This window comes from Providencia sp. PROV272, from assembly GCF_049901975.1.
GTDB classification, from domain to species: domain Bacteria; phylum Pseudomonadota; class Gammaproteobacteria; order Enterobacterales; family Enterobacteriaceae; genus Providencia; species Providencia stuartii.
Window position 1 is genome coordinate 223588 of record NZ_CP096291.1, and the last position, 24472, is coordinate 248059.

Genomic DNA, 24472 nt, shown 5'->3' on the forward strand with positions numbered 1-24472 from the left:
CCCGCCAATACAAAATTACTGCAATTTAGACGGCTTAACGTCAGGGGGAATTGGGCAGTGGTAAGGTTGTTGAGCACGTTGACGTTGGAACTCACTTTTTGCTTGAGCGAGTAAGTTCGGTGTTGTGAGTAGATCAACGGCGGTAGCTGCCATAATTTTCCCTGCTAATAGCATGCCTTTATGGGCGATAGATGTTCTTCCTTGCGCAACCAATTGCCATGTATGCAGAGGTGTGCCGAATGCAAAGCAAGGGCTAAAGCATTGTGCCGTTGGTGTGACCCAGCTGACATCCCCCACATCCGTTGAGCCATACATCAGTTCTTTTGATTCAACATAGGGTAAAACTTCATCCGTCAGAGCCTTGTTACCTTGGCGCTCACCCCATTTTATCGCTTGTTCACCACCACTACGCGCGGCATTCAGTTTTGCGTTGTGCAAATCATCTTTGGTTAAGGTGGCATGGATCTCTTCTGCAAATTGGCGCTCTTGCTCGCTGTATTCAGGAATACCGTAATGGGTAATATGCTGATACATCGCTTTTTCAATAGTGCGATTAGGAACATAATTTGAGCATGCTTTATCGAGTCGGATCTCTAATTGTGTACCAGTCATTAAAGCTGCGCCTTTAGCGATATCAATAACTCGTTGATAAATATCTTGAGCTTGGTCTAGCTGTGGTGCACGAACCAGATACAAAACTTCGGCATCTGCTTGAACGACGTTAGGGGAAGCGCCTCCCGTATTCGTGACTGCATAGTGGATGCGCGCTTCTTGAATAATATGTTCACGTAAAAATTGAACACCAACATTCATTAGGCTAACCGCGTCAAGTGCGCTACGGCCTAAATGTGGAGAGTTTGCCGCGTGTGCTGCAATGCCTTTGAAGCGAAATGCAGTTTGAATATTGGCGAGGGATTGAACATTGAAAACACCACTAAATGATTCAGGGTGCCATGTTACCGCCGCATCTACATCATCAAATAAGCCTTCTCTTACCATAAAAGTCTTACCTGAGCCGCCTTCTTCACCCGGACAGCCATAGAAACGTACTGTACCTGGTAGTTGGTTTTCCTCTATCCAAGCTTTTACGGCAAAGGCGGCAGCTAATGCGGCAGTTCCCAATAAATTATGCCCACAACCGTGACCATTACCGTTTTCAATAACGGGGCTAGGATGGCTACAAGCGGAGTGCTGACTTAAACCAGCAAGCGCATCGAATTCACCCAGCAGCGCTATCACAGGGGCGCCGGAGCCAAAGCTGGCAATAAATGCGGTATCAATATCGCCCACCCCTCTTTCTACAGTAAAGCCCTCTTGCTCCAGTGCATCAGCGAGTAGCCCAGCCGAGAAGGTCTCTTCAAAACGGGTTTCTGGATGATCCCAAATCGCATCGCTTAATTGGGTGAAACGTGCGCGATTCTGTTCAATATAATGATTGATGAATGATGTGAATGCGTTACTCATTAGGGTGATCTCCAAATTCAGGTAGCGAAAGCGCAATAGTGGCTAAGGTTTTGACGGCAACAGGCATAACATCTTCATCAAAATCAAAACGTTCATTGTGATGCCCTGCGCTAAGCTCAGTACCGAAAATCATATAGGTTGCTTGCCCACCAAGTGCTTTGGTGCGCTCCATAAAGTAGGTTGCATCTTCTGAACCTGCTGCTTGAGGTTTATCTTTAATAACGGAAGTCAGCTCAGGAATATTGTTCTGTGCTAGACGCATAATGAAATCGACCCATTGCGGGCTAGGATGACTACTTTGTGCAGCGCCCATTAATTTGATGTTGAACTCAACATCTTGCATTTTGGCGGCACCTTCAATGATATTGAGGGCTTTTTGATACATAAACGCATTAATATCATTCGTTTCGCCGCGCGTCTCAACTTTCATTAATGCGTGATCAGCAATGACATTACGTCCAATTCCTGCATTGAGTACACCAACATTGATACGAGAACTACCTTCACTATGCCGAGGAATACCATATAGACCCAGTGTGGCCTGAGCGGCGGCAACTAATGCGTTTTTGCCATCTTCTGGTCTTGCTCCTGAATGTGCGGCTTTCCCTTGAAAAGTGACATCAAATTTAGTGGTCGCAAGAAAACTTTTACTGCCACACACTAATTCCCCTTTAGGCACTCCAGTGCCGATATGTATGGCGACAAAGAAATCGACATCATCCACAACACCAGCGGTTGCCATTGATTTTGCTCCACGGGTTCCTTCTTCGGCAGGCTGGAAAATAATTTTGATACGACCAGTCAGTTGTGCTTGAAATTGCTTCAAGATATGTGCCAAACCGAGGCCAATGGCGGTATGACCGTCGTGACCACAGGCGTGCATCATATGGGCATTACAAGAAGAGAAGCCTTCTGCGTGTGGACGATGCTGCTCAGTGAGATCTTCATTCAGATCTAACGCATCCATATCAACACGAAACGCCAGTGTAGGCCCCGGTTTACCCGTATCTAACGTCGCAACGATCCCCGTAAATCCTCCTGAAAAATAGGGAAGCCATTTGGTTAGCGCGCCTTGCTCAATGGCTCGTTTTTCTTGCTCTGCCAATTGCTGTGGTGAGGGAAGCCCCATGCGATCTTCAGCGTTGATGACCTCCTTTCCTAGTTGTAATTGGTAGCCGAGGCGGTCCAGCTCATCAGCAACTAATGTTGCAGTTCGAAATTCAAACCAACCGGATTCGGCATATTGATGAAAATCACGCCGCCAAATTTGTAATTGATGTGTGATGGATCCAATAGCGTTATTTAAAGAAATCTCCATAATTGTTATCTCTTTTAGTTATCACGACAAAGTGGGAGTGGCTCGGTATAAATACCCAGAACGATTCAATTTAAATAAAATTAAATTTTATTTAATATTTTTAAACTAATTTAATATGCTGCATTTGATTGTTTTAATAATTAAAAAATAGTTAATAAGTAGTTATGTTAATTATTTGTTATTATCAAAAGTTGACTGTACACAATCAAAATAGGGTAAAAAAGATACGATTATCTTTGTCTATATAATTAATGGTTATCAGGGGCTAATATGGCTTTGCCAATAAAGTTGAATCAATTGAGGGCATTCGTTGAAGTGAGTCGCCATGGCAGCATTAGGGCGGCAAGCCGTTTTTTACAGCTTTCTCAGCCAGCATTGACCAAATCCATTCGTGAATTAGAAAGCTCTTTGGAAGCAAAATTATTTATTCGTAGTAATCAAGGGATCTATTTAACGGATTGTGGAGAAAGTTTTTTACGTCGTGCCAGTATTATTTTGGAAGAGTTACGTGTAGGGCAAGAGGAAATACAGCAGCGCATTGGGTTATCCAGCGGTACGATTAATATTGGTGTCGCAGGGAGTATTGCACGTTCAGTGATGCCAAAAGTCATTATTCAATTTCATCGTGACTTTCCCAATATCAAGATCCGTATCATGGAAGGGCAATTATTGACGATGTTGCCGCAATTACGCCAAGGTGAATTAGATTTTACGGTGAATACTTATTACCCCGGTAGTTTGGATGCTGAATTTAATTTTGAAAGGTTAATGCGCAAAGAATATAAGGTGATCATGCGTAAAGATCACCCGATGAGGCATGCTACGTCATTAGAGCAATTAGCAAATTGTGACTGGACAATGCCGACACCGAAAGGCACTTATTATAAGCAGCTTTCTGAAGTGTTCTCCAGAATGGAGAGACCAATGAGCTTTAGTGTGACATGTGAAACATTAATTGGCTGCATGAGCTTGGTGGCACAAAGCGATTTTTTGACGATTGTCTCTGTTGATACAATTGATGACCCTTTATTTGACCAGCAATTTATCGCACTAGATTTGGCTGAAAAATTGCCTTATGCAACTTTTGCGCTGGTGCAACGGCGGGATCATACCTTGTCGCCAGCAGGGGAGCATCTAGCTCGACTGTTTCGAATCTATTGTCATGATAGAGACGATAGCACCCTTTATTAATAAAAAAACAACAAATAATCTGCAATTAGGGCTGTTCAGTTGTATGAATTATGATTAAAGTGAATTTAGTTAATAACAACGAGGAAACGGTATGCTGTATATCTTCGATATGGGTAATGTGATTATTGATATCGACTTTAATCGTGTTTTTGATAAATGGTCAGAGCTGAGCGGTACGCCTTCTGAGCAGATCAAATCACGGTTTACTTTTGGGAATATCTTCCAACAACATGAGTGTGGCAAAATTTCAGATATTGAATTTGCTGAAATGCTATGCGAAGAACTCGGCATTACACTCAGTTTTGAAGAGTTTGCGGAAGGCTGGCACGCTATCTTTATGTCGGTGCGCCCAGAAGTTATTGATATAATGGAGCGCCTACGTGAGCAAGGGCATCGTGTTGTTGTTTTATCTAACACCAACCGCCTACACCTTGATTACTGGCCTGAACATTACCCTGAAATTGCAGCCTCCTCTGATTTCCTCTACCTCTCTCAAGACTTGGGGATGCGCAAACCTGATCCAGCCATTTACCAATATGTTCTGGAATCTGAAGAGTTTGACGCGGCAGATGCCATATTCTTTGATGATGTTGAGGACAATATTAAGGCTGCCGAAGCGCTAGGTATCAAAGGTGTTCATGTCGTTAACAAAGACACTGTACCTGAATATTTTCGTACTTATGACTTCAACGCTGAAGTCGAATAATTAATGAGTTATCACCGTGGAGTAACCTAAACCGTTACTCCATATTTTTATAGAGTTACCATGATTGCATTAATACAGAGAGTCGCTCATGCAGCAGTCGTTGTGAATGAGCAAGTTGTTGGTCAAATCGGTTCTGGGTTACTTGTTTTACTCGGCGTTGAAAAAGATGATGACGAACAAAAAGCAAAACGGCTGTGTGAGAAAGTACTTGGTTATCGAATTTTTAGTGATGAACAGGGAAAAATGAACCTGAATGTTCAACAAGCTGGCGGTCATTTGTTAGTTGTCTCGCAATTTACATTGGCAGCAGATACGAAAAAAGGGATGAGACCCAGCTTTTCAGGGGGAGCAGAGCCTGCACGCGCTGAACAGCTATATGAATATTTTGTTGAACAGAGTCGCCAACAAGGTGTGATCACTGAAACAGGGCAATTTGCCGCGGATATGCAAGTCAGCCTGACCAACGACGGTCCTGTGACTTTCTGGTTGCAAGTCTGATTCAACTATTTAGGGGGAGACTATGTACCATCTGCGTGCACCTAAAGATGACGCTGAGTTTGATGCTTATTACCAGTTCCGCTGGGAGATGTTACGTAAACCCTTTAATCAGCCTCTTGGTTCTGAGAAAGATGGTTATGATCTTACTGCTTATCATCAAATGGTCGTTGATGATAAAAACCGTATTTTAGCGATCGGGCGGCTTTATATTAATGCCGATAATGAAGGCGCGATCCGCTTTCTTGCTGTTAATCCTGTGATGCAAGGTAAAGGTTTAGGTAAACTCATCTTGATGGCCCTAGAGTCCATTGCGCGACAAGAAAGTGTAAAACGCATTGTATCGAGTGTTCGGGAAGAGGCCGTTCCTTTCTTTAGTAAGATCGGCTTTGAAAGTCGTGGCCTTATCGCTGGTGAACTGAAAACACCCGTTCGCCACTATTTAATGATTAAACCGATTGAAACCCTCGATCAAATCCTCCATCGACCCGATTGGTGTGGCGAACTGCAACAAGCGTGGTATAAATATATCCCGTTAAGTGAAAAAATGGGTGTTCGTATTGAACAATATACAGGGAAAAAATTTATTACCACGATGCCTGAAGCGGGTAACCAAAACCCCCATGAAACAATTTTTGCAGGTAGCCAATTTTCACTGGCAACATTAACGGGATGGGGTTTGATTTGGCTACTCATGCAAGAGCACCAACTCGGTGGTGATATTGTCTTAGTGGATGCCAGCATTCGTTATAGCAAGCCTGTTAGTGGCAGGCCAACAGCCGTTGCCGATATGTCACATATGAGTGGCGACCTTGACCGTCTCGCAAGAGGAAGTAAAGCGAGAGTGAAACTTGAGGTAGCCGTCAGTGGCGCGAACAGTGAGGTTGGAGCAGTATTTAGCGGTGTCTATATGGTTTTACCGGTGGAAAAGACCATAAAATCATCTTGATGATAGCGATTGAGAGGCAGGCCAATGAGATGATTGGCCTGCCTTTCTATTATTGCGTAAGTAGCGCTGGGAGCTGATCGTTCGTTGGTAGAGAGCCCACAGGTTGTGACTCGGTAGGGGGCGCATCACTCTCAACAGAAGAGGTAACAACACCGTTCACCACAGTCCGATACATTTGCTTCCCTTGCAGTGGAGTAGCGACTAATTCACCATTTACGCTTTTTGCTAAGGATGGCGCTAATAAATCCCCTTGTAGTGATGTATCAAAATCGCCAATGACTTGAGGTGGAAAGCCTTGCCAGCCCCATTGATTTAGGACGGAAAGGTCGACATTCGTACCTGAAGCTCGCAGTAAAAATGGCACTTTTTTAGGTGACTGCTTCACCAATAGACCTACCTTCACAACTCCTTTATCAGTGCTGGCAGTTAATGAAGCCGCAGCAGAGGCTTGCCCACTTTGGCGTAAATCCATATAAGGCCGGCGTATCATAACTTGATTAACCGTTCCGCTATCTGCATTGAATGAGGCTTTACCACTCCAAATTCCCCACTGTTTTTGCTTAATAAGACTCACATTTTCTACGTTGCCACTGAGCGCAGTCAATTCGAATGGGAAACGAGAGTCGATATTCATAAGCAATGATTGAGATAGGGTAAACTGTTTGATAGTCAGCCCTGATAGCCAATTAGGAGAAGGTTGACTGAAAAATTGCAACCAATTTTCAGGCAGAGTGTATAAAATACCGGCTAGTTTTGCGTCATTGAGGGTAAGGGTTTGGTCGTTACGTTGCCACACACCATTAAGGCTAAATACCCCTTTATAGTAATAACCTGAAAGCTTTTCAATGTTGAGGTTATCGCCCTGAATATTGAGATCACCAATCAGGGTATCGACCTGTTGATCCTTGATAACCAATTGATTAACAGTAAAGTTAATATGGCTCTTAGGACTGCTCCAACTTCCCCTCACCCAGTTGATATGGTCAATTTCAGTATTAAGCCCTGAGATTGCCCAGTCTTTACCTTGGAGATCAACATTAGTTAGCGCAACATTTTTTAATGAGATAGTGCGTTGGCTCTCGATTGCTTCACGCAATGAGTCAAAGGGAATGCTATTTTGCCAGCCAACTTTATCCATCGCTAAAGAATTAATGGTGATAGAACCGTCTGCTAATGCTTTTCCTGAGCCTGTGATGTAGCCATTATTAAGATAGCCGCTGGCATCGGTAAATTCAGTGAAATTCTCTTGAAGCTTCCCTGTGATTGCAACATTTTTTAAGGGCAATTCATTGATATCTAACTGTTTAGTGGTGAAGCGGAAATCACCATAACCAAACGGATGGTTTGTGGTTGGCTGCCATGGTGTGATGCCACCTGTGAACCCAGAAACTTGAAGGCGATTTTCTGCTTGGTTTAGCTGGATATTGCTATTTTCAAACTGGAGGATATTTGCACTCAATGGAATTGGCGTTGACGTTTCTGAGGTCGTCGCGGCTAAATTACCTTGCGTGATCACGAAGCGACGAATTGCGGTACCGCTAAACAGATTCCGCCAATTAACATCGACAACAATTTGTTTCGCATCCAGTGTCATGTCTTGATTACGCGAAGCGATTTTTACGTCTTGGAAAACAAATTCACCCGCATTCGAAAACTCATGCCCCATGATACCAACATCAATATCAAAATCGGTGAATTTACTTAAAAAATGGCTAGCGTAGGATGCACCCCAGCGTGTTTGCAACCCTGCATAGGTGAATATCACGGCGAGTAAGAACAGTAGCAGAAGCGCTATGATGAGCTTGGTTAACCACCTCATGGTTTATCTGCCCCTCCATAATTGGACTGATGGGTAAATGCGCTGATGGATAAATTATCAAGATAGAATACAGAATAACCGCCAGTGTATTCAACTCTGGCGGTAAATGACAGGTTACTTTTCGTGAGGGAAAATTAAATTCAGAACAATTGCGGTTAAACCCCCTGCGGCAATACCGGATGAAAAGAGTGTTTTCAGCCAATCAGGGGCAAATTGTAAAATAAGTGGCTGTTGTGAAACCCCCATACCGACCGCAAGCGATAAGGCGATAATCATAATTGCACGGCGGTTGAGGGGTTCACGGGAAACAATACGCACACCAGAAGCTGCAATCGTACCAAACATCACAATGGTGGCACCGCCTAAAACAGGCTCAGGAATTTGTTGAACAAAGCCGGCGACAGCAGGAAATACCCCTAATAGGATCAACATTAAAGCAACGATATAACCCACGTAGCGGCTTGCCACGCCAGTAAGCTGGATCACGCCATTATTTTGGCCAAAGCAGGAGTTAGGGAAGGTGTTAAATACAGCAGATACCATGGAGTTCAAACCATTTGCTAACACTCCGCCTTTAATTCGCTTCATATAAATGGGGCCGCGCACAGGTTGCTCGGAGACATCGGAGGTCGCGGTGATATCGCCAATTGTCTCTAAAGAGGTCACCATAAAAATGAGCATGAGTGGGATCAGCAAGTTCCAATCAAAGGATAATCCATAATAGAAAGGTTCAGGTATGGTGATCACGGATTGTGTGCTATCGGTGTCTTGAGTTGTGGGAAGCATATCCATCCACCAAGCCGCAAGATAGCCGATTGCCATAGCTATCACCAAAGAGGCGACGCGTAAGTAAGGGTTTTTTTGGCGATTGAGTAAAATAATGACAGCCAACACAATACCTGCCAGTAGCAAATAATCGGGGGAGCCAAAGGTATTATCAGTTATTGCGCTGTGCCCGCCACCAATAGAAGTCAGACCGACTTGGATCAGTGACAGCCCAATGATCATGACTACCACGCCAGATACTAATGGGGTAATCACTCGACGAGCTAAATGCAGAAAACGCGATAAAACAACTTCAGTGAGTGCTGCGACCAACAGTGTGCCAAACAGTGCCGCCATCATTGAGGGGATATCAGCGCCACCTTGTTTGAGTGCAACACCCCCCATAATTAAAGGTGCAACAAAGTTAAAACTGGTGCCTTGGATAGATAATAGCCCGGAGCCAACAGGCCCCCAAGCACGGATCTGAATTAAGGAAGCAATACCCGAAGCAAACAGTGACATACTGATAATGCGCTGTGTATCATGGGCGGGTAGCCCTAATGACTGGCAAATAAGCATTGCGGGGGTAATGACGGCCACAAACATGGCGAGAAGGTGCTGACCCGCAGCAAACAACGCCTGAGGGAGTGGTGGCCTATCTTCTAAACGGTAAATGAGTTCACTTTTTGGCTCGACTTCAACGGCCTGTCTTTGAGATGCTTCGGTGGTCATTTTGGTATTTCTCTGCCAACAAAAAACGCATTGTAAAGCGACCACATAAAAAAGCAATCGTTTGCGCGAAAAATATTTCTTTATAGTTAGATAAGGAATGTCACATTTTTATATGTTTTAACTTGTGTTTATCTCCGATTTTTTTTCTAATTCAGGAACCTGCTTTTGGCGTTTTAAGGAAGAAATTAACGTCTTACTAGTTTTAAATAATATTAACAACAGACGAGGTACATAAATGTATCATCTCGATGTCTACGGTACGCTTGTGGCTGCTACCCTTGTGCTATTGCTCGGACGTAAGCTTGTAAAATCAGTTCCTTTCCTCGAAAAATATACTATCCCGGAGCCTGTTGCAGGCGGGTTGCTGGTCGCTTTTAGCTTATTGGTGATCAAGCAAGTATTTGATTGGAGCTTGTCTTTCGACCTTTCATTACAAGAACCTATGATGTTGGCATTCTTTGCCACGATTGGTTTAAACGCAAACTTAGCCAGCTTGAAAGCTGGTGGTAGAGCACTGTTTATTTTCATTTTTGTCGTTGTAGGTTTACTATTAGTACAAAATACGGTTGGTATTGCCTTAGCCGAATTACTTGGCCTTGACCCGCTAATGGGGCTGCTTGCTGGCTCTATCACTTTATCTGGTGGTCATGGTACAGGGGCTGCTTGGGGTAAAATCTTTACAGATAGCTATGGTTTCCAGAGTGCGACTGAAGTTGCGATGGCATGTGCAACATTCGGTCTTGTGCTTGGCGGGCTCATTGGTGGGCCAGTTGCACGTTTCTTAATCCGTAATATTCCAACGCCAAGCACTGCTGAAGATGATAAAGATGTACCAACAGCATTTGAGAAGCCGCAATCAGGCCGAATGATCACCTCTATGGTGTTGATTGAAACTATTGCATTAATTGCGATTTGTTTGATGGCGGGGAGTTTTATTGCTGGCTTACTGGCAGATACTGCCTTTGCACTTCCTAAATTCGTTTGTGTGTTATTTGTTGGGGTTATCTTAAGTAATAGCCTATCTTTAGCGGGCTTTTATCGCGTGTTTGACCGCGCGGTTTCTGTTGTTGGTAACGTTAGCCTTTCCCTATTCCTTGCGATGGCTCTGATGAGCCTGAAGTTGTGGGAACTGGCATCTTTAGCGATTCCTATGCTGATTATTTTGGCAGTCCAAGCCTGTGTGATGGCGGGTTATGCTATTTTCGTTACCTTCCGCGTGATGGGTAAAAACTATGATGCGGCGATATTGGCGGCAGGGCACTGTGGTTTCGGCCTAGGTGCAACGCCAACAGCAATCGCGAACATGCAAGCGGTCACGGACAAATTTGGTCCATCACATCTTGCATTCTTAGTTGTTCCAATGGTTGGCGCATTCTTTATTGATATCGTTAACGCGATTGTGATCAAACTATATCTAATGTTACCCGTATTCCCATCAGTGGCTGGATAACAGATAAAAAATATATAAAGGTAAATAGCAGGTATTGCCGTGAATTTATTCACGGCAATTTTCGTTTATAGGGTACAAAATGATGCAATTAGCGTGATGTGTGCAACAGGCTCAGCTGATTTAGCGCTGAAATTAGCGCATTTTCATAGTGGCAAAGTGTTTCAGGGTAAGAGGCATCACTGTTGGAAGGTGAGAAATTAACTTCAGAGAGTTTAATTTCTAAATGAGATTCTGTAGTACGCATATGAATGCCTTGCAACACTTGTTGCAACTGCTCCGCAGCTTTTCCTCCACCTCGATTGGCATAACTGACCATTAAGGCAGGTTTGTTGTTCCACTCTTTATACAAATGGTCTATCGCATTTTTTAGTGCAGCGGGATAGCCCCAGTTATATTGTGGGAAAACAAAAATATAAGCATCGGCTTCAGCGATTTTTTTGCTCCAAGCAATGGTATGCTCTTGGGTATATATTCCTTCGGCGGGGAGATAGGGCTCATCATCCATTGGTAAATGCCAATCTCTGAGATCAAGGATTTCAGTAGGGTATTTTTTCTCGGCGACATCCTTAACCCAGCGTGCTATCTGAGGTCCTATTCGTGTTTGTCGAACACTACCAATTAAGATTTGTATCTTCATGTTCCACTATCCCTTGTTGCTATGACTTTTAATTTTTACAATAAATATTAAGGTATTTATCGAGTTATGATTGAATTAAGCTTGGCTGTATTGCTCGCGTTCAGGTAGCCATCTTTCAATAATTAATTTGGCATTTTCAGGATAGTTCTGCTGAATATGGCGCGCGATACGTTGTACTTCAGGCAGCATATATTGGTCACGTAACAAATCGGCGACTTTAAAATCGACATTCCCCGTTTGCCGAGTACCTAATAACTCCCCGGGGCCTCTAATTTCCAGATCTTTTTGAGCAATAACAAAACCATCATTGCTATCACGCAGTACTTGTAACCGCTGTTTTGCCGTATGGGTCAACGGTGTTTTATAGAGAAGCACACAGTGGGAAGCGACTGCGCCGCGACCAACACGTCCTCTTAATTGGTGCAATTGGGCTAGGCCAAGCCGTTCAGGGTTATCAATGATCATTAAGCTCGCATTTGGAACATCAACACCCACTTCGATAACGGTAGTTGCAACTAGTAGCTGAATCTCATTATTTTTAAATGCCGCCATAATGCTTTGCTTTTCAGCCGGTTTCATGCGTCCATGTACTAATCCCACTTTCAATTCAGGTAGCGCTAATGCTAATTCATCACTCGTCGCTTGTGCCGCTTGTGCTTCTAATACATCGGAGTCATCAATCAAAGTACATACCCAATAGGCTTGGCGTCCTTCATCAATACAAGCTTGCCTGACACGTTCAATAATATCTTTACGCCGTGTATCTGGAATGGCGACTGTCGTTACCGGAGTTCGTCCAGGAGGCAGCTCATCAATGATAGAGGTATCCATATCGGCATAAGCGGTCATCGCCAGTGTGCGAGGGATAGGCGTTGCGGTCATGATAAGTTGGTGAGGATGAAAACCTTGTTGTTCACCTTTTTCACGTAGAGCGAGGCGCTGGTGAACACCGAATCGGTGCTGCTCGTCAATAATGACCAGTCCAAGAGCTTTAAACGTCACATGCTCTTGGAACAGGGCATGTGTACCAACAACCATACTCACTTCACCCTTGGCGATAGCCTCTTGTTGCTGCTCGCGCGCTTTACCTTTTTGTTTCCCTGCAAGCCAGCCCACATTGATGCCTAAAGGCTCAAACCATAATTTGAAGTTATTGGCATGTTGCTCAGCCAAAATCTCGGTGGGAGCCATTAAAGCCACTTGTTTGCCATTTTCAATGGCAGATAATGCAGCGAGAGCCGCGACCAGAGTTTTTCCTGAGCCAACATCACCTTGAATTAAGCGCATCATCGGTGCATCTTTAATCAGATCTTGCTCTATCTCGCCGACAACCCGTATTTGTGCATGGGTTGGGGTAAACGGTAGGCTTGCCAAAAATTGGCTCTTTAATTGACCTGTGATCACCATTGGTTGAGCATAGAGGCGTTGGTGACCGGCTCGAATGGCTAACATGCTTAAATGGTGTGCGAGCAATTCTTCTAATATCAAACGTTTTTGAGCCGGGTGCTGCCCTTTCTCAAGCTCACTTAATGCCACATCAGGGGGTGGAGTATGCAAAAGGCGGATCGCGTCTGGGAGGCTGATTAAGCCACGACTAAGCTCTTCCGGTAGCAACTCTTTGATCTGCCCCCCTTCTAACAGCTTCAAAGCCTGTTCAATTAACTTTCTCAGTGTTGCTTGTCTTACCCCTTCGGTTGTAGGGTAAACGGGCGTTAGGTTTTCTTGCAGTGAGATATTTGAGGTATCTTGGGATACTTTATATTCAGGATGAATAATTTCAGGCCCAGTATTGCCACGACGGACTTCACCATATGCAATAACATGGCGGCCTTCTGCTAAGCTATTTTTCATGGCAGCAGAAAAATTGAAAAAACGTAATGTTAAATTCCCTGTACCATCGGTAATTAAGCAGGTCATCATTCGCTTACGACCAAACACCACTTTTGTTTGGAGCACTTCACCAACGATAGTCGCGGTTGTGCCCGGTAAAAGATCGCGGATTTGGTAAAGGCGAGTATGATCTTCATAACGAAGTGGAAGATGCAGCAATAAATCTTGAACGGTATTTAGGCCTATCTTGCTTAATTTTTCCGATTGGCTAGCCCCTACGCCGTGTAGAGTCGTCAGTGAAATGGTATCAAGCAGCCCACTGTTCATTATTCCTTCCTTAACCTAACTGTCGTTTTTTCATTTTTTCGGTTAACTGCATCTGTGCCCACCAAGACTCTTCAGCCTCTATTTGCCCTTGTGCATTAATATAGGGGCGAGGTAGGCCTTTACGTTTGGCAACCTCTGCAAGGACGGGATAGCCACCTTCAAATAGCCACTGCTGCTGCTCTTGCTCAGAAAGAAGGCTGGTTTCTCGAGAATACATTCCCGCAAGCTGCCGTTGGCGTTGTGCTTCATAGAGGATCAAGGCGGAAGCCACAGAAACATTCAGAGACTGCACCATCCCTACCATTGGAATGATAATGTGCTTATCAGCAAGCTCAAGCGCCTTTGCTGATATCCCTTTTTTCTCTTGTCCCACCATAATACAGGTCGGCTGAGTATAATCAATTTCACGAAAATCGACGGCTTGTTCAGACAAATGGGTGACAAGCACTTGCATGTTTTGTGATTTTAATTGGCTAATAGCAGCCTCTGTTGATGGGTGTGAAATCACATTGACCCAACTGTTACTGCCCGCAGCAGAAGAGACAGAGAGTTTAACTTGTTGGTCAGGCCAAATAGCATGAATGGTATGGATACCAACGGCATCTGCACTACGTACGATCGCTGAAACGTTGTGGGGTTTGTGAACTTCTTCAAGGCATATGGTGAGATCGGGTTGCCGCATCGCCATCATTTGGCAAATGCGGCGATAGCGGCGTTCATTCATCGTTAATTACGGTTCCGGCTAACACGTAACACATCAGGCATGATCCGGATCTTACGCATCACGTTGGCTAATTGAACGCGATTTTTCGTCGTTAGGCGGATAAAGGCACAATAAACTCGCCCATCTTTTTCTTCGGTATTCATGCTCTGAATGCTTGAGTTAGCATCATTAATGGCAGCTGTTAAATTGGCAAGGGCCCCTTGATGGTTAATCATATCGACTTTGATTTCAGCAATAAAATCGGTATCGGTATCATTATCCCACTCTACAGCCATAAATTTGTCAGGCTCTTTTTGATAGCCACGGATGTTACGGCAAGACTCGTGGTGAATAACAAGCCCTTTACCGGGGCTGATATGAGCCACAATGGGGTCGCCTGGGATAGGGCGACAACATTTCGCAAAGGTAATAAGAACGCCATCAGCCCCTTTTATGGAGAGCTTATTGCGTGTCGTCACGACAGGCTCATCTTCAGGTGCAGTCTGTGGATTACTTTGTAAATTACGCGCCACAACAACGCTCATCGCATTACCCAAACCAATTTCAGCAAGTAAGTCATCAATTGAATTGAGCTTCATGCGTGCTAATTCAAGATCGATATTCGCTTGTGGCACATCGTTGAGTTTACAACCCGCCCCGAGCGCATGATTCAATAGGCGACGGCCCAAATTGATGGAATCTTCTCGTTTAAGGTTCTTTAATAATTGGCGGATTTTCGCTCGCGCTTTTGAGCTGACAACAAAATTGAGCCAAGCTGCATTCGGCCTTGCACCAGGGGCAGTGATAATTTCAACCGTTTGACCACTGGTGAGTGCCTGAGAAAGTGGGTAAGGTTGGCGATCAACCCGAGCACCTACGCAAGCATGACCGATATCCGTGTGGACGGCATAGGCGAAATCGACTGGGGTTGCGCCTGTCGGTAACTCAACAATACGGCCTTCCGGTGTGAACACATAAATTTCATCAGGAAAGAGGTCAGACTTAACACTCTCGATAAATTCAAAAGAGCTTCCCGCACTTTGTTGTAGTTCAAGTAAACTTTGCATCCAGCGTTGAGCACGAACTTGAGCGGTAGTGCCTTGTTCGCCTTGCTCTTTATATGCCCAATGGGCTGCAACCCCCATTTCAGCCATTTGATCCATGTCTTCAGTGCGAATTTGCACTTCAACGGGAACACCATGTGGGCCGATTAATGACGTGTGCAGTGATTGGTAACCATTGGCTTTGGGGATGGCAATATAGTCTTTAATACGACCGGGGCGTGGTTTGTAGAGGTTATGCATCTGCCCGAGGACGCGGTAGCAGGTATCAACATCTTTTACGATCACCCTAAACGCATAAATATCCATAATGGAATGGAAACGCTGCTCTTTAAGGTGCATTTTACGATAAATAGAGTAAAGATGTTTTTCTCGGCCACTGACTAGGCAGGGAATACCCGCTTCAGTAAGGCGACCATCAATTTCAGAGAGGATTTTTTGGATCATCTCTTTACGGTTGCCACGGGCGGCTTTGACCACTTCTTTAATAACGCGATAACGGTTTGGATATAACGCCTCAAAGCCGAGCTCTTCTAGCTCAGTTTTGATATGGTGAATACCTAACCGGTGCGCAAGAGGGCTGTAGATTTCCAGCGTTTCTCTTGCAATGCGCCGACGCTTATCAGGCCTAAGCGACCCAAGCGTGCGCATGTTATGAGTGCGGTCTGCCAGTTTTATCAAAATGACGCGAATGTCTTTAACCATCGCCATGATCATTTTGCGGAAGTTTTCTGCTTGAGCTTCTTTTTTGTCGCGGAAGTTGAGTTTATCTAATTTAGACACACCTTCAACAAGCCCCGCAACTATGGTGCCAAATAGCTCTTCTATATCCTGAAATGTCGCTGGAGTATCTTCAATGACATCATGAAGTAGCGCTGCCATTAATGTTTCATGATCCAAACGCATTTGGGCAAGAATACAGGCCACAGCAACGGGATGAGTAATATAAGGCTCACCACTTGAACGGGTTTGTCCTTCATGGGCATCCCGTGCGACAACATAGGCTTTTTTCAGTAATTCAATCTGTTCTTCGGGAAGATACTTCTGAATTACTTGATTTAGGCTCTCAAACAGATACAAGGCAGACCCACCTTAGTAATTAGCGACGACCTTCAGCGATAGCAGAAACTGCTTGCATTTCAGCCGCTTCTTGCTCCTGCTGTTCTTGACGTTCACGTACATCCAGTATGTGACCGTTAATTAAACCTTCTTCTACTTCACGTAGTGCGATAACTGTATATTTATCGTTTTCTTCAGGAACTAAAGGATCTTTACCGCCAGTTTGCAACTGACGAGCTCGACGAGCCGCGACCAGTACAAGGTCAAAGCGGTTACCAATTTTTTCTACAGCGTCTTGAACCGTTACGCGTGCCATAAATGTGCTACTCCAAAAGAAATAAAAAAATGACCTGATATGATACTGAAACTATGCTCAGTCTGCCAGTAATTTGCTGATTAAAGCATCATGTCGCTGGACTTGGCGCTCCAATCTTAAGCGTTCGCTGCGAATAATCGATTGCAAATCGCTCAATGCGGTATTGAAATCATCATTTACAATGAGATAGTCGTACTCATTGTAATGTTCAATTTCGCCAACAGCTTGTGACATGCGTTTCTCAATGACCTCATCGCTGTCTTGGCCACGACCTCGCAAACGGCGATAAAGCTCATCTTTTGATGGCGGTAGTATAAAGATACTACGTGCTTCTGGCATGGCGGCACGAATCTGTTGCGCACCTTGCCAGTCAATATCGAGAAAAACATCAACCCCACTTTTGAGGACTTCTTCAATGATCGGCCGTGAAGTACCATAGTAGTTGCCAAAGACACAGGCATGCTCTAAGAACTCATTATTTTCGACCATTGCCAAAAATTCAGTTTCGGATACAAAGAAATAGTGCTCACCATGAACTTCACCGGGGCGTGCAGCTCTTGTTGTATGAGAGACTGAAACTTGAGTGTCATACAACGGTTGTGTTTTCAACAACGCCTGGATCAGGCTGGACTTACCTGCACCGCTTGGCGCAGAAACAATATATAATGTGCCTTGTATCATGATGGTTTCTTGAATAATCGAGGGTTAAACATAAATGATAATGATAAACCCCACATAGTATACACGGACTTACACCAACATGCAGCGTTATCAATCAAGCATGAAGCATGCTTGTTTCTCTTTAAGCTGCCATATTCTTGATGATATTCATTAACGCGAACGGCAAACGGCAGTGCGCTGATAGCGATTCATTTCTTATTGCATCTCAAATTATCTAGAGTATACAGCGCAATTTATTTAAGAAATAGATGAATTGCGAAGCCGTTCCAGAAAATATTTTTTTATTGATGCAAAGTACACTCTTTTTGCGAAATGTTTTGCAGAAGTATCGAAATTAAGCTGATAGTTTTGGATTATCGCGTCAGGATCGATGTGCAATCTGAAGGGATAACTAAAGGAATAAGGACAGCTTATGCAAAAGGGATTTGTTCAGGAAAAAAGAGGGCAGGCTGCTCAATACGTCTTTGTGGTACTGAGTTTTTACTGTAGCTATGTGTCAGCCGATGCAACACGGCTTTTTTATCCCCACCAATGCTCAACATTGAGTCAGGATGAGTTAAAAAAAGAGAGCCAAAAATTGGGTGAGCAATTGCAGCAATGGAACCGTCTATACCGTTTATCGGGGAATAGCCCCGTAACAGATGAAACATATGATCAACTGCTGAATACATGGCAACAATGGCAAAAGTGCCAAAATTTGTCTGGGCAATTACCGCCTATCCATTTGCCACCTCATTCGCGCACAGTCAAGCATCCTATTGTGCATACGGGCTTAAAAAAATTAAATGAAGTGGATATTGGAAAATGGATAGATACACGGGAGGAGGTCTGGCTACAACCGAAGGTTGATGGCGTTGCCATTTCGTTGGTTTATCAGCAAGGGAAATTGGTTTCAATGATCAGTCGTGGAAATGGTATTGAGGGGCTTGAATGGCGTGATAAAGCGGATTTTATTCCAGCTATCCCCAAGCAACTACCGACATCACAACCACAGCTTATATTACAAGGAGAGCTATTTTGGCGGCTAAAAGATCATAGGCAACAAGCCAGTGGTGGGGTTAATGCCAGAAATCAAGTTGCAGGGTGGTTAATGCGCAAAAGTAAGCCTGTAACCCCTGAGGCCAATATTGATGTCTTTATTTGGGCATGGCCAGAGGGAGTGGGGAAAGCCGAAGAGCAATGGCGGCAACTGGCAAATTTAGGGTTTCCACTTACTCAGCAATATAGCCATAAAGTCACGACTATGGCACAAGTGAAAAAATGGCAGTCCTATTACTATCAACAGCCGATGCCTTTTGCGACAGACGGTATTGTACTTAAGTCATTTCCAACGCCACGGGTAGCGGCATGGCAAGTGAATCACAACAGTTGGTCTGTAGCTTGGAAGCATCCTTATACTCGAATCGCCTCAAAAGTGACTGACCTCCATTTTCGCGTGGGGAGAACGGGGGCTGTGAGTGTGGTGGCGGAAATTGAACCTGTTGAACTAGATAGTAAAAAGGTGAGTCGGCTCTATTTAGGCTCATTGAAATCATGGCAGAAAAAGGATCTGCTGGTTGGTGATACTATTCAAGTGGCACTAGCGGGGCATGGTATTCCAAAACTTGAATCGGTAATTTGGCGCCTTCAACAACGCACCTACCCTGACTTATCTCAGTTTAAGCAGTTTCACGCTTTAAGCTGTTTTGTAATGACTCCTCAGTGTGAGCAGCAGTTTGTTGCTCGTTTAAATTGGCTAGGCAAGCAATTGAAGATAAAAGGAATTAGTGAAGCTACTTGGCGTGAATGGGCAGAACATTACCATCTGAATAAGCTGACAACATGGTTATCTCCAAGCTGGCAAACCAGTCTACCCAATACTAAAAAAACCAAGAAAATCATTGAGCAATTTAGGTTGGTGGGGCAGCAACCACTCATGAATTGGCTAAAAGGCTTAGGGATCCCTTTAAAAGATAAACATTTATCATTAATTACAGAATTAAGCCTATTAGATAATACGCTTTTTTTAGAGGGGTTAGGTTTGTCTATCATACAAAAAACAAAGCTTAATCAATGGCTTTCAACACCGGATATCAAAGAGATATTTCAGGTTATTGATGAGATAAGAAACGGGCCATCAATCTAACCGCTTGATGGCCTAAATCGTTAGTCTTGGCTTTCGTAGTTAAAAATGGGTAACCCTAAGCGATAACGTATGGCGATGAGCCGTGCGCTTAGCCCCGCGACGAGGGTAATAATAACGACGATGTCTTGTGGTAGTGGGGTATATAAAAGCCCAATATACAGCCATGCAGCGGCAAATGAGACGCCAGCATAAACTTCTTTTTGGAAAACGAGGGGGATGGTGTTACATAGCATGTCACGAAGGACACCGCCAAATACTCCGGTAATTACAGCAGCAATCGCGGCAATCACTGGGCTATAATTCATATCAAGGGCTATTTGGGCACCTAGAATTGAGAATACAATAAGGCCTATCGCATCTAAAATTAGAAACAAACGACGTAAATGTTTCATCATTGGTGCGATCCAAATAGTAACGATAGCGGCACCGGCGACTGTCAAGATATATTCGGGGTTTTGAACCCAACCTAATGGATAGTGCCCAAGTAAGACATCGCGCACAGAGCCTCCGCCAATGGCGGTCGCTGAGGCAATAATAATAACGCCGAAAACATCCATTTTACGGCGACCGGCTGCGAGGGCGCCTGTCATGGCCTCAGCGGTAATACCAATAATATAAAGAACACTTAATAACATAATGATTCTATTCGACACTAAAGTGATTGCTAAAGGGTAATATTACTTATAGAAATTCTCGACTGAGATTTTCTAGTGCCTTACAAAATAGATTAGTTAAAGTAATCCGATAGCCCATATTAAGAGATGTCAAAGGATAACAGATTGAACGGCAAATTACCTTATAAAGAAACTCAAATAACGCACGATAAGCGAAGTCATCAACTTACAAATATTAATGTTTGGACAGCGGATAGCCAATGGATAGCTTATGATGTTCGCCCTAGTCCGAGTTCATTTACTGGGTTGACCATAGAAAAAATTCATATTGAGCGTCAGATGCCATGTGAAATCTATCGCGCTAATCATGGTGCGCATGTGGGTGTTGTGACGGTAAGTGCTGAAGACCCACCTCGTTATGCCTTTATTCATGGCCCTGAATTTCCTGATGAGCAGTGGCAATACGATTTTCATCATCGCAGAGGCGTATACGTTAGAGATGATAAATTAGGAGAGGCGCATTCAATTGATGCCATGTGTATTACTCCACCTTATCTTGCAGGAGCATTAAGAGGAGGAACACATGTTCATGTCTTTAGTCCCGATGGTAAGTGGTTAAGTTTTACTTATAACGACCATGTTATGCATGAAAGAGATATTCGGTTAGATCAACGTAATGTTGCTATCGCTGTTCCTATCAAAGCAGTCAATGTGGAGCCGAAAGGTCATCAACGTGAGTATAGCGGGGAATATTTCTGCTGTGTTATTTCCCACACAACCCCAGAGCCGATTCTTGGCAGTCATCAAATCAGCCGAGCCTACGAAGAAGGTTGGATTGGGCAAAAAGGGTATTTATCAGATAATGGGCAGTGGCAAAGCAGGGCAATCGCGTTTATTGGTGATACTCACTCGCTTGATGGTGAAATTATTCCTGAAATCTTCATCGTTGACCTGCCCGAGGATGAGAATGCCTTTATGCAACAAGGTGATTTCCCGCTGCAAGGCACGGATTCTCGGCTACCTTTTCCCCCTAAAAATATTCAACAACGTAGGTTGACATTTACCCATGAGCGGCAATATCCAGGGCTGGCGAAACAACCAAGGCACTGGTTACGTTCATCGCCCGATGGCCGTTTTATTGCCTGCTTAATGAAGGATGATAATGGCGTTGTTCAGTTATGGTTAGCCAGTACATCGACAGGAAGCCTTAAGCAAATTACACAGTGTTCCTCATCTATCCAATCTGCCTTTAGTTGGGATAGTCAGGGCAAGCATATTGCCTTTATTTGTGATAACAGCGTGATGCGTTGCAATGTGATTTCAGGTGAATTAGAAAGATTGACGGTGCGAAGTGCAACCGCTCCCGTTGCGGACGCCGTTGTGTTTTCACCTGATGACCGTTTGATTGCTTTTATGCGTGATGACACAAAGGGGTATAGGCAAATTCATATTGTAGAAACAGGCTTAGGATGCTAAATCGCATGCTAGGTAACCACCTAGATAAAGTAAGAGAGAAGAGGTGAAAGTGCCTCTTCTCAATACTCGAAATATAATTAATTAGCTAGTGTTTATAGTGTTAATTAATTATATCTTAGTAATTTATTCGGTGATTTAATCATTATTAAATCGTGTTAATTAGAATAACATTGAAAAAAGTATGCAAATAAAGAGTAAAACAAAGAGTAATTAATTATAAAATTAATACTCATTAACTGAATATGTTACTTGTAACAAATACGCTATTCTAGATTGCTCTCTAAAGAGTCTGGGTGGTTATTTATTTGGGTATTAGCTTGTTTATCGAGTGCTTCAATACGCTTTTTAGGTGAACTCTCTTCAGAGTTACTATCAGATTTCACATAATCTAAGGGAATAAGCAATGTGTCCATTACCGCGGTAAAGGGTAAATCAATCGCTAATAGTGGGCGCATAACCCAGCCAGTATCTTTATCTTTAATCATTTCGATACTGTTTTTAGAGCCGGGGTAATAACCGTCAGAAGGCCCTGCATGAGTCATAATGCTTGAACAACCTGAAAGTATTAATGGTGTAAAACATATCAATATTCTTTTTAGCAATAGTCCAGCCATATAGTCCATTTAACCTATGTTTTAAATTTATTATCTTTCCCTGTGACAATAATAGCTAAAAATCAAAAATTCACAATCACAGCATAATATGAATTGTTGAATTTGTATTATAAAAATTGATAACTGTCTAAACAAATGATCTATTTTGTTACCAATATTAACTAATATCATTGAATGTTTAATACGTATATGTATTGGCATCAATCGGTGAGCTAATCTCTTTTTCATAAATGACGAACTGTGGACTAATGCACATATTACTTTGTTTTTATTTGACATAATCGATTCAGTTGTACGTTTTATCGTCTTTCACGTTACGCTTTGTAAGTGACTTTTCGTCAAAAGGATAGCGGTCTATGAGTGAATTAGCTCTTACTGTGAGTTTGTTGGCGTTAGCTGCTGCACTTGGTTTATGGATAGGTAATTGGAAAATCCGTAATGTTGGCCTTGGGATCGGCGGGGTATTATTTGGCGGCATTATTGTCGGCCATTTCGCACAAAGCTATGGTTTACAACTCAATGGTCACATGCTGCATTTTATTCAGGAATTTGGCTTGATCCTGTTTGTTTATACTATCGGTATTCAAGTGGGGCCAGGTTTCTTCTCATCATTGCGTGTTTCTGGATTAAAACTAAATGGCTTTGCTTTATTAGTTGTTGTATTAGGTGCTGTAGTAACCGCGGTTATCTACAAATTAGCCAATATTCCGTTACCAATTATTTTGGGGATTTTTTCTGGTGCGGTCACGAATACGCCTTCTTTAGGTGCAGGCCAGCAAATACTCACTGACTTAGGCTCGGACCCTGCGCTGGTTGGGCAAATGGGAATGGGATATGCCATGGCTTATCCGATGGGGATATGTGGTATTTTGCTAGTAATGTGGTTGATCCGTATCATCTTTAGGATCAGTGTTGATAAAGAAGCCGCGGCTTTTAGCAGCCAGAATGTGCATCAGCGAGAAACATTGCAAACGATGAATATTGCGGTTCGCAATACCAACTTAGATGGCTTGATGATGCAAGATATTCCTTTATTAGGAAGTGAGGATATTGTTTGCTCAAGATTGAAAAGAGGCGAAATGCTTATGGTGCCTCAGCCTACAACGGAAATTCAATTAGGCGATTTACTGCATGTGGTTGGGCAAAAAGAAGACCTTAATAAAGTCCGTTTAATTCTTGGTGAGGAGGTGGATGCATCATTATCGACATCTGGCTCAATACTTCACTCTGTTCGTGTAGTAGTAACAAATGATTCAGTATTGAGTAAACGTCTACGTGATCTGAACTTAAAACAGAAATATGACGTGGTGGTCACTCGACTAAATCGAGCAGGGATTGAGCTTGTGGCGAATAATAATTCAGTACTGCAATTCGGTGATATTCTCAATATTGTGGGAAGGCCTGAGTCTATTGAAGCCGTTAGCGCATTGCTTGGCAACGCCAAACAAAAACTACAGCAAGTACAAATGCTACCTGTGTTTATTGGTATAGGTCTTGGTGTTGTGTTGGGGTCGATACCTCTTTTTATTCCGGGTTTCCCCGCAGCATTAAAACTTGGGCTGGCAGGTGGACCATTGGTCATCGCACTGATTTTAGGGCGTATAGGCACCATAGGGCGTTTATATTGGTTTATGCCGCCTAGTGCTAACCTTGCATTACGGGAGCTCGGTATTGTGATGTTCCTTGCCGTGGTCGGTTTAAATTCAGGCGGTGGTTTTATTGATACCTTAGTTAAAGGTGATGGGCTAACTTGGATCGGCTACGGTTTATTAATCACCTTTGTTCCGTTATTTATTACTGGCCTTATTGCTCGGATCTTCGGCAAGATGAATTACCTCAGCCTGTGTGGTGTGCTGGCAGGTTCAATGACAGATCCACCAGCACTGGCATTTGCTAACAATATTCATTCAACCAGTGGGGCACCGGCTCTCTCTTATGCAACCGTCTATCCTTTAGCGATGTTTTTACGCATTATTTCACCGCAGCTATTGGCGATTTTATTTTGGACATTGTGACGATAGTTGCTAAAAGTGATGATGGGCGAGAAGGGTATTTAGATATATAGAGGTAAAAATGGTGTTTATTCAAACGATGAATAATCTAAAAAGATGGTTTAATACAGTTGAATGATATTCGTAAT

Annotated in this window: 20 protein-coding genes; 8 read left to right on the forward strand and 12 right to left on the reverse strand. The window is 43.4% G+C overall.

Features of this window, described 5'->3' with window-relative positions; genetic code table 11:
* Window positions 1–15: 15 nt before the first annotated feature.
* A complete protein-coding gene (locus M1E93_RS00945; RefSeq protein WP_004923660.1) occupies window positions 16–1464 on the reverse strand; it encodes a M20 family metallopeptidase in 1449 nt (482 codons plus the stop codon).
* Window positions 1457–2782 carry a M20 family metallo-hydrolase gene (locus M1E93_RS00950; protein ID WP_088498881.1) on the reverse strand — a complete coding sequence of 442 codons (1326 nt, stop codon included), beginning with the start codon at window positions 2780–2782 and terminating at the stop codon, window positions 1457–1459. The genes M1E93_RS00945 and M1E93_RS00950 overlap by 8 nt, the downstream gene beginning before the upstream one ends.
* A 270-nt stretch (window positions 2783–3052) precedes the next feature.
* Here M1E93_RS00950 and M1E93_RS00955 point away from each other — a divergent pair, with 270 nt between their 5' ends.
* The 4 genes from M1E93_RS00955 to fabY all read left to right on the forward strand — a co-directional run bounded on the left by M1E93_RS00955 (window position 3053) and on the right by fabY (window position 6123).
* Entirely contained in the window at window positions 3053–3973 is a 921-nt protein-coding gene (locus M1E93_RS00955; protein ID WP_426207060.1) for a LysR family transcriptional regulator, read from the forward strand.
* 91 nt (window positions 3974–4064) lie between these two features.
* Window positions 4065–4679, forward strand: coding sequence for a glucose-1-phosphatase (gene yihX, locus M1E93_RS00960; protein ID WP_004923670.1), 615 nt, complete (start codon window positions 4065–4067; stop codon window positions 4677–4679).
* 60 nt (window positions 4680–4739) lie between these two features.
* Window positions 4740–5177, forward strand: a complete 438-nt coding sequence (gene dtd / locus M1E93_RS00965) for a D-aminoacyl-tRNA deacylase (protein WP_004923673.1) — start codon at window positions 4740–4742, stop codon at window positions 5175–5177.
* Window positions 5178–5199: 22 nt separating this feature from the next.
* Window positions 5200–6123, forward strand: coding sequence for a fatty acid biosynthesis protein FabY (gene fabY, locus M1E93_RS00970; protein ID WP_004923676.1), 924 nt, complete (start codon window positions 5200–5202; stop codon window positions 6121–6123).
* Between the two features lie 49 nt (window positions 6124–6172).
* On the opposite strand, the gene M1E93_RS00975 is transcribed toward fabY, so the two are convergent.
* Together M1E93_RS00975 and M1E93_RS00980 are read right to left on the reverse strand one after the other, a co-directional pair.
* The gene (locus tag M1E93_RS00975; protein WP_104873057.1) at window positions 6173–7942 is read right to left on the reverse strand and encodes an AsmA family protein; all 1770 of its coding nucleotides are present in this window, start codon (window positions 7940–7942) and stop codon (window positions 6173–6175) included.
* A 114-nt stretch (window positions 7943–8056) separates the two neighbouring features.
* Window positions 8057–9439 carry a uracil-xanthine permease family protein gene (locus M1E93_RS00980; RefSeq protein WP_004923685.1) on the reverse strand — a complete coding sequence of 461 codons (1383 nt, stop codon included), beginning with the start codon at window positions 9437–9439 and terminating at the stop codon, window positions 8057–8059.
* A 235-nt stretch (window positions 9440–9674) separates the two neighbouring features.
* Here M1E93_RS00980 and gltS point away from each other — a divergent pair, with 235 nt between their 5' ends.
* Window positions 9675–10889 carry a sodium/glutamate symporter gene (gltS, locus tag M1E93_RS00985; protein ID WP_169342293.1) on the forward strand — a complete coding sequence of 405 codons (1215 nt, stop codon included), beginning with the start codon at window positions 9675–9677 and terminating at the stop codon, window positions 10887–10889.
* Window positions 10890–10977: 88 nt separating this feature from the next.
* On the opposite strand, the gene M1E93_RS00990 is transcribed toward gltS, so the two are convergent.
* The 6 genes from M1E93_RS00990 to gmk all read right to left on the reverse strand — a co-directional run bounded on the left by M1E93_RS00990 (window position 10978) and on the right by gmk (window position 17503).
* The gene (locus M1E93_RS00990; protein WP_004923693.1) at window positions 10978–11526 is read right to left on the reverse strand and encodes an NADPH-dependent FMN reductase; all 549 of its coding nucleotides are present in this window, start codon (window positions 11524–11526) and stop codon (window positions 10978–10980) included.
* Window positions 11527–11601: 75 nt separating this feature from the next.
* On the reverse strand, window positions 11602–13683 hold the full coding sequence (gene recG, locus M1E93_RS00995; RefSeq protein ID WP_004923694.1) for an ATP-dependent DNA helicase RecG: 2082 nt from the start codon (window positions 13681–13683) through the stop codon (window positions 11602–11604).
* 10 nt (window positions 13684–13693) lie between these two features.
* A complete protein-coding gene (gene trmH, locus M1E93_RS01000) occupies window positions 13694–14407 on the reverse strand; it encodes a tRNA (guanosine(18)-2'-O)-methyltransferase TrmH (protein WP_040132696.1) in 714 nt (237 codons plus the stop codon).
* Between the two features lie 2 nt (window positions 14408–14409).
* Window positions 14410–16527: a bifunctional GTP diphosphokinase/guanosine-3',5'-bis pyrophosphate 3'-pyrophosphohydrolase gene (gene spoT / locus M1E93_RS01005; protein WP_004923698.1), complete on the reverse strand. Its 2118-nt coding sequence runs from the start codon at window positions 16525–16527 to the stop codon at window positions 14410–14412.
* A gap of 19 nt (window positions 16528–16546) precedes the next feature.
* Complete coding sequence (gene rpoZ / locus M1E93_RS01010; protein WP_004262665.1) at window positions 16547–16822, reverse strand: DNA-directed RNA polymerase subunit omega; 276 nt, start codon at window positions 16820–16822, stop codon at window positions 16547–16549.
* Between the two features lie 57 nt (window positions 16823–16879).
* Window positions 16880–17503, reverse strand: a complete 624-nt coding sequence (gmk, locus tag M1E93_RS01015) for a guanylate kinase (RefSeq protein ID WP_004923701.1) — start codon at window positions 17501–17503, stop codon at window positions 16880–16882.
* 412 nt (window positions 17504–17915) lie between these two features.
* On the opposite strand from gmk, the gene ligB reads away from it, so the two are divergent.
* Window positions 17916–19628, forward strand: coding sequence for an NAD-dependent DNA ligase LigB (gene ligB / locus M1E93_RS01020; RefSeq protein WP_004923705.1), 1713 nt, complete (start codon window positions 17916–17918; stop codon window positions 19626–19628).
* A gap of 20 nt (window positions 19629–19648) precedes the next feature.
* Here the strand turns inward: ligB and M1E93_RS01025 are convergent, their stop codons facing one another.
* Window positions 19649–20263 carry a trimeric intracellular cation channel family protein gene (locus M1E93_RS01025; protein ID WP_004923710.1) on the reverse strand — a complete coding sequence of 205 codons (615 nt, stop codon included), beginning with the start codon at window positions 20261–20263 and terminating at the stop codon, window positions 19649–19651.
* Window positions 20264–20389: 126 nt separating this feature from the next.
* On the opposite strand from M1E93_RS01025, the gene M1E93_RS01030 reads away from it, so the two are divergent.
* On the forward strand, window positions 20390–21718 hold the full coding sequence (locus M1E93_RS01030) for a DUF3748 domain-containing protein (protein WP_004923712.1): 1329 nt from the start codon (window positions 20390–20392) through the stop codon (window positions 21716–21718).
* A 263-nt stretch (window positions 21719–21981) separates the two neighbouring features.
* On the opposite strand, the gene M1E93_RS01035 is transcribed toward M1E93_RS01030, so the two are convergent.
* The gene (locus M1E93_RS01035; RefSeq protein ID WP_004923714.1) at window positions 21982–22341 is read right to left on the reverse strand and encodes a YceK/YidQ family lipoprotein; all 360 of its coding nucleotides are present in this window, start codon (window positions 22339–22341) and stop codon (window positions 21982–21984) included.
* A 347-nt stretch (window positions 22342–22688) separates the two neighbouring features.
* On the opposite strand from M1E93_RS01035, the gene M1E93_RS01040 reads away from it, so the two are divergent.
* Window positions 22689–24347, forward strand: a complete 1659-nt coding sequence (locus M1E93_RS01040) for a putative transporter (protein ID WP_004923717.1) — start codon at window positions 22689–22691, stop codon at window positions 24345–24347.
* Window positions 24348–24472 lie beyond the last annotated feature (125 nt).

What these genes read in the sequence shown, in the direction of transcription:
- M1E93_RS00945 (WP_004923660.1), bottom strand. Translation starts at nt 1,464, where the DNA reads ATGAGTAACGCATTCACATCATTCATCAATCATTATATTGAACAGAAT.
- M1E93_RS00950 (WP_088498881.1), bottom strand. Translation starts at nt 2,782, where the DNA reads ATGGAGATTTCTTTAAATAACGCTATTGGATCCATCACACATCAATTA.
- M1E93_RS00955 (WP_426207060.1), top strand. Translation starts at nt 3,053, where the DNA reads ATGGCTTTGCCAATAAAGTTGAATCAATTGAGGGCATTCGTTGAAGTG.
- yihX (WP_004923670.1), top strand. Translation starts at nt 4,065, where the DNA reads ATGCTGTATATCTTCGATATGGGTAATGTGATTATTGATATCGACTTT.
- dtd (WP_004923673.1), top strand. Translation starts at nt 4,740, where the DNA reads ATGATTGCATTAATACAGAGAGTCGCTCATGCAGCAGTCGTTGTGAAT.
- fabY (WP_004923676.1), top strand. Translation starts at nt 5,200, where the DNA reads ATGTACCATCTGCGTGCACCTAAAGATGACGCTGAGTTTGATGCTTAT.
- M1E93_RS00975 (WP_104873057.1), bottom strand. Translation starts at nt 7,942, where the DNA reads ATGAGGTGGTTAACCAAGCTCATCATAGCGCTTCTGCTACTGTTCTTA.
- M1E93_RS00980 (WP_004923685.1), bottom strand. Translation starts at nt 9,439, where the DNA reads ATGACCACCGAAGCATCTCAAAGACAGGCCGTTGAAGTCGAGCCAAAA.
- gltS (WP_169342293.1), top strand. Translation starts at nt 9,675, where the DNA reads ATGTATCATCTCGATGTCTACGGTACGCTTGTGGCTGCTACCCTTGTG.
- M1E93_RS00990 (WP_004923693.1), bottom strand. Translation starts at nt 11,526, where the DNA reads ATGAAGATACAAATCTTAATTGGTAGTGTTCGACAAACACGAATAGGA.
- recG (WP_004923694.1), bottom strand. Translation starts at nt 13,683, where the DNA reads ATGAACAGTGGGCTGCTTGATACCATTTCACTGACGACTCTACACGGC.
- trmH (WP_040132696.1), bottom strand. Translation starts at nt 14,407, where the DNA reads ATGAATGAACGCCGCTATCGCCGCATTTGCCAAATGATGGCGATGCGG.
- rpoZ (WP_004262665.1), bottom strand. Translation starts at nt 16,822, where the DNA reads ATGGCACGCGTAACGGTTCAAGACGCTGTAGAAAAAATTGGTAACCGC.
- gmk (WP_004923701.1), bottom strand. Translation starts at nt 17,503, where the DNA reads ATGATACAAGGCACATTATATATTGTTTCTGCGCCAAGCGGTGCAGGT.
- ligB (WP_004923705.1), top strand. Translation starts at nt 17,916, where the DNA reads ATGCAAAAGGGATTTGTTCAGGAAAAAAGAGGGCAGGCTGCTCAATAC.
- M1E93_RS01025 (WP_004923710.1), bottom strand. Translation starts at nt 20,263, where the DNA reads ATGTTATTAAGTGTTCTTTATATTATTGGTATTACCGCTGAGGCCATG.
- M1E93_RS01030 (WP_004923712.1), top strand. Translation starts at nt 20,390, where the DNA reads ATGTCAAAGGATAACAGATTGAACGGCAAATTACCTTATAAAGAAACT.
- M1E93_RS01035 (WP_004923714.1), bottom strand. Translation starts at nt 22,341, where the DNA reads ATGGACTATATGGCTGGACTATTGCTAAAAAGAATATTGATATGTTTT.
- M1E93_RS01040 (WP_004923717.1), top strand. Translation starts at nt 22,689, where the DNA reads ATGAGTGAATTAGCTCTTACTGTGAGTTTGTTGGCGTTAGCTGCTGCA.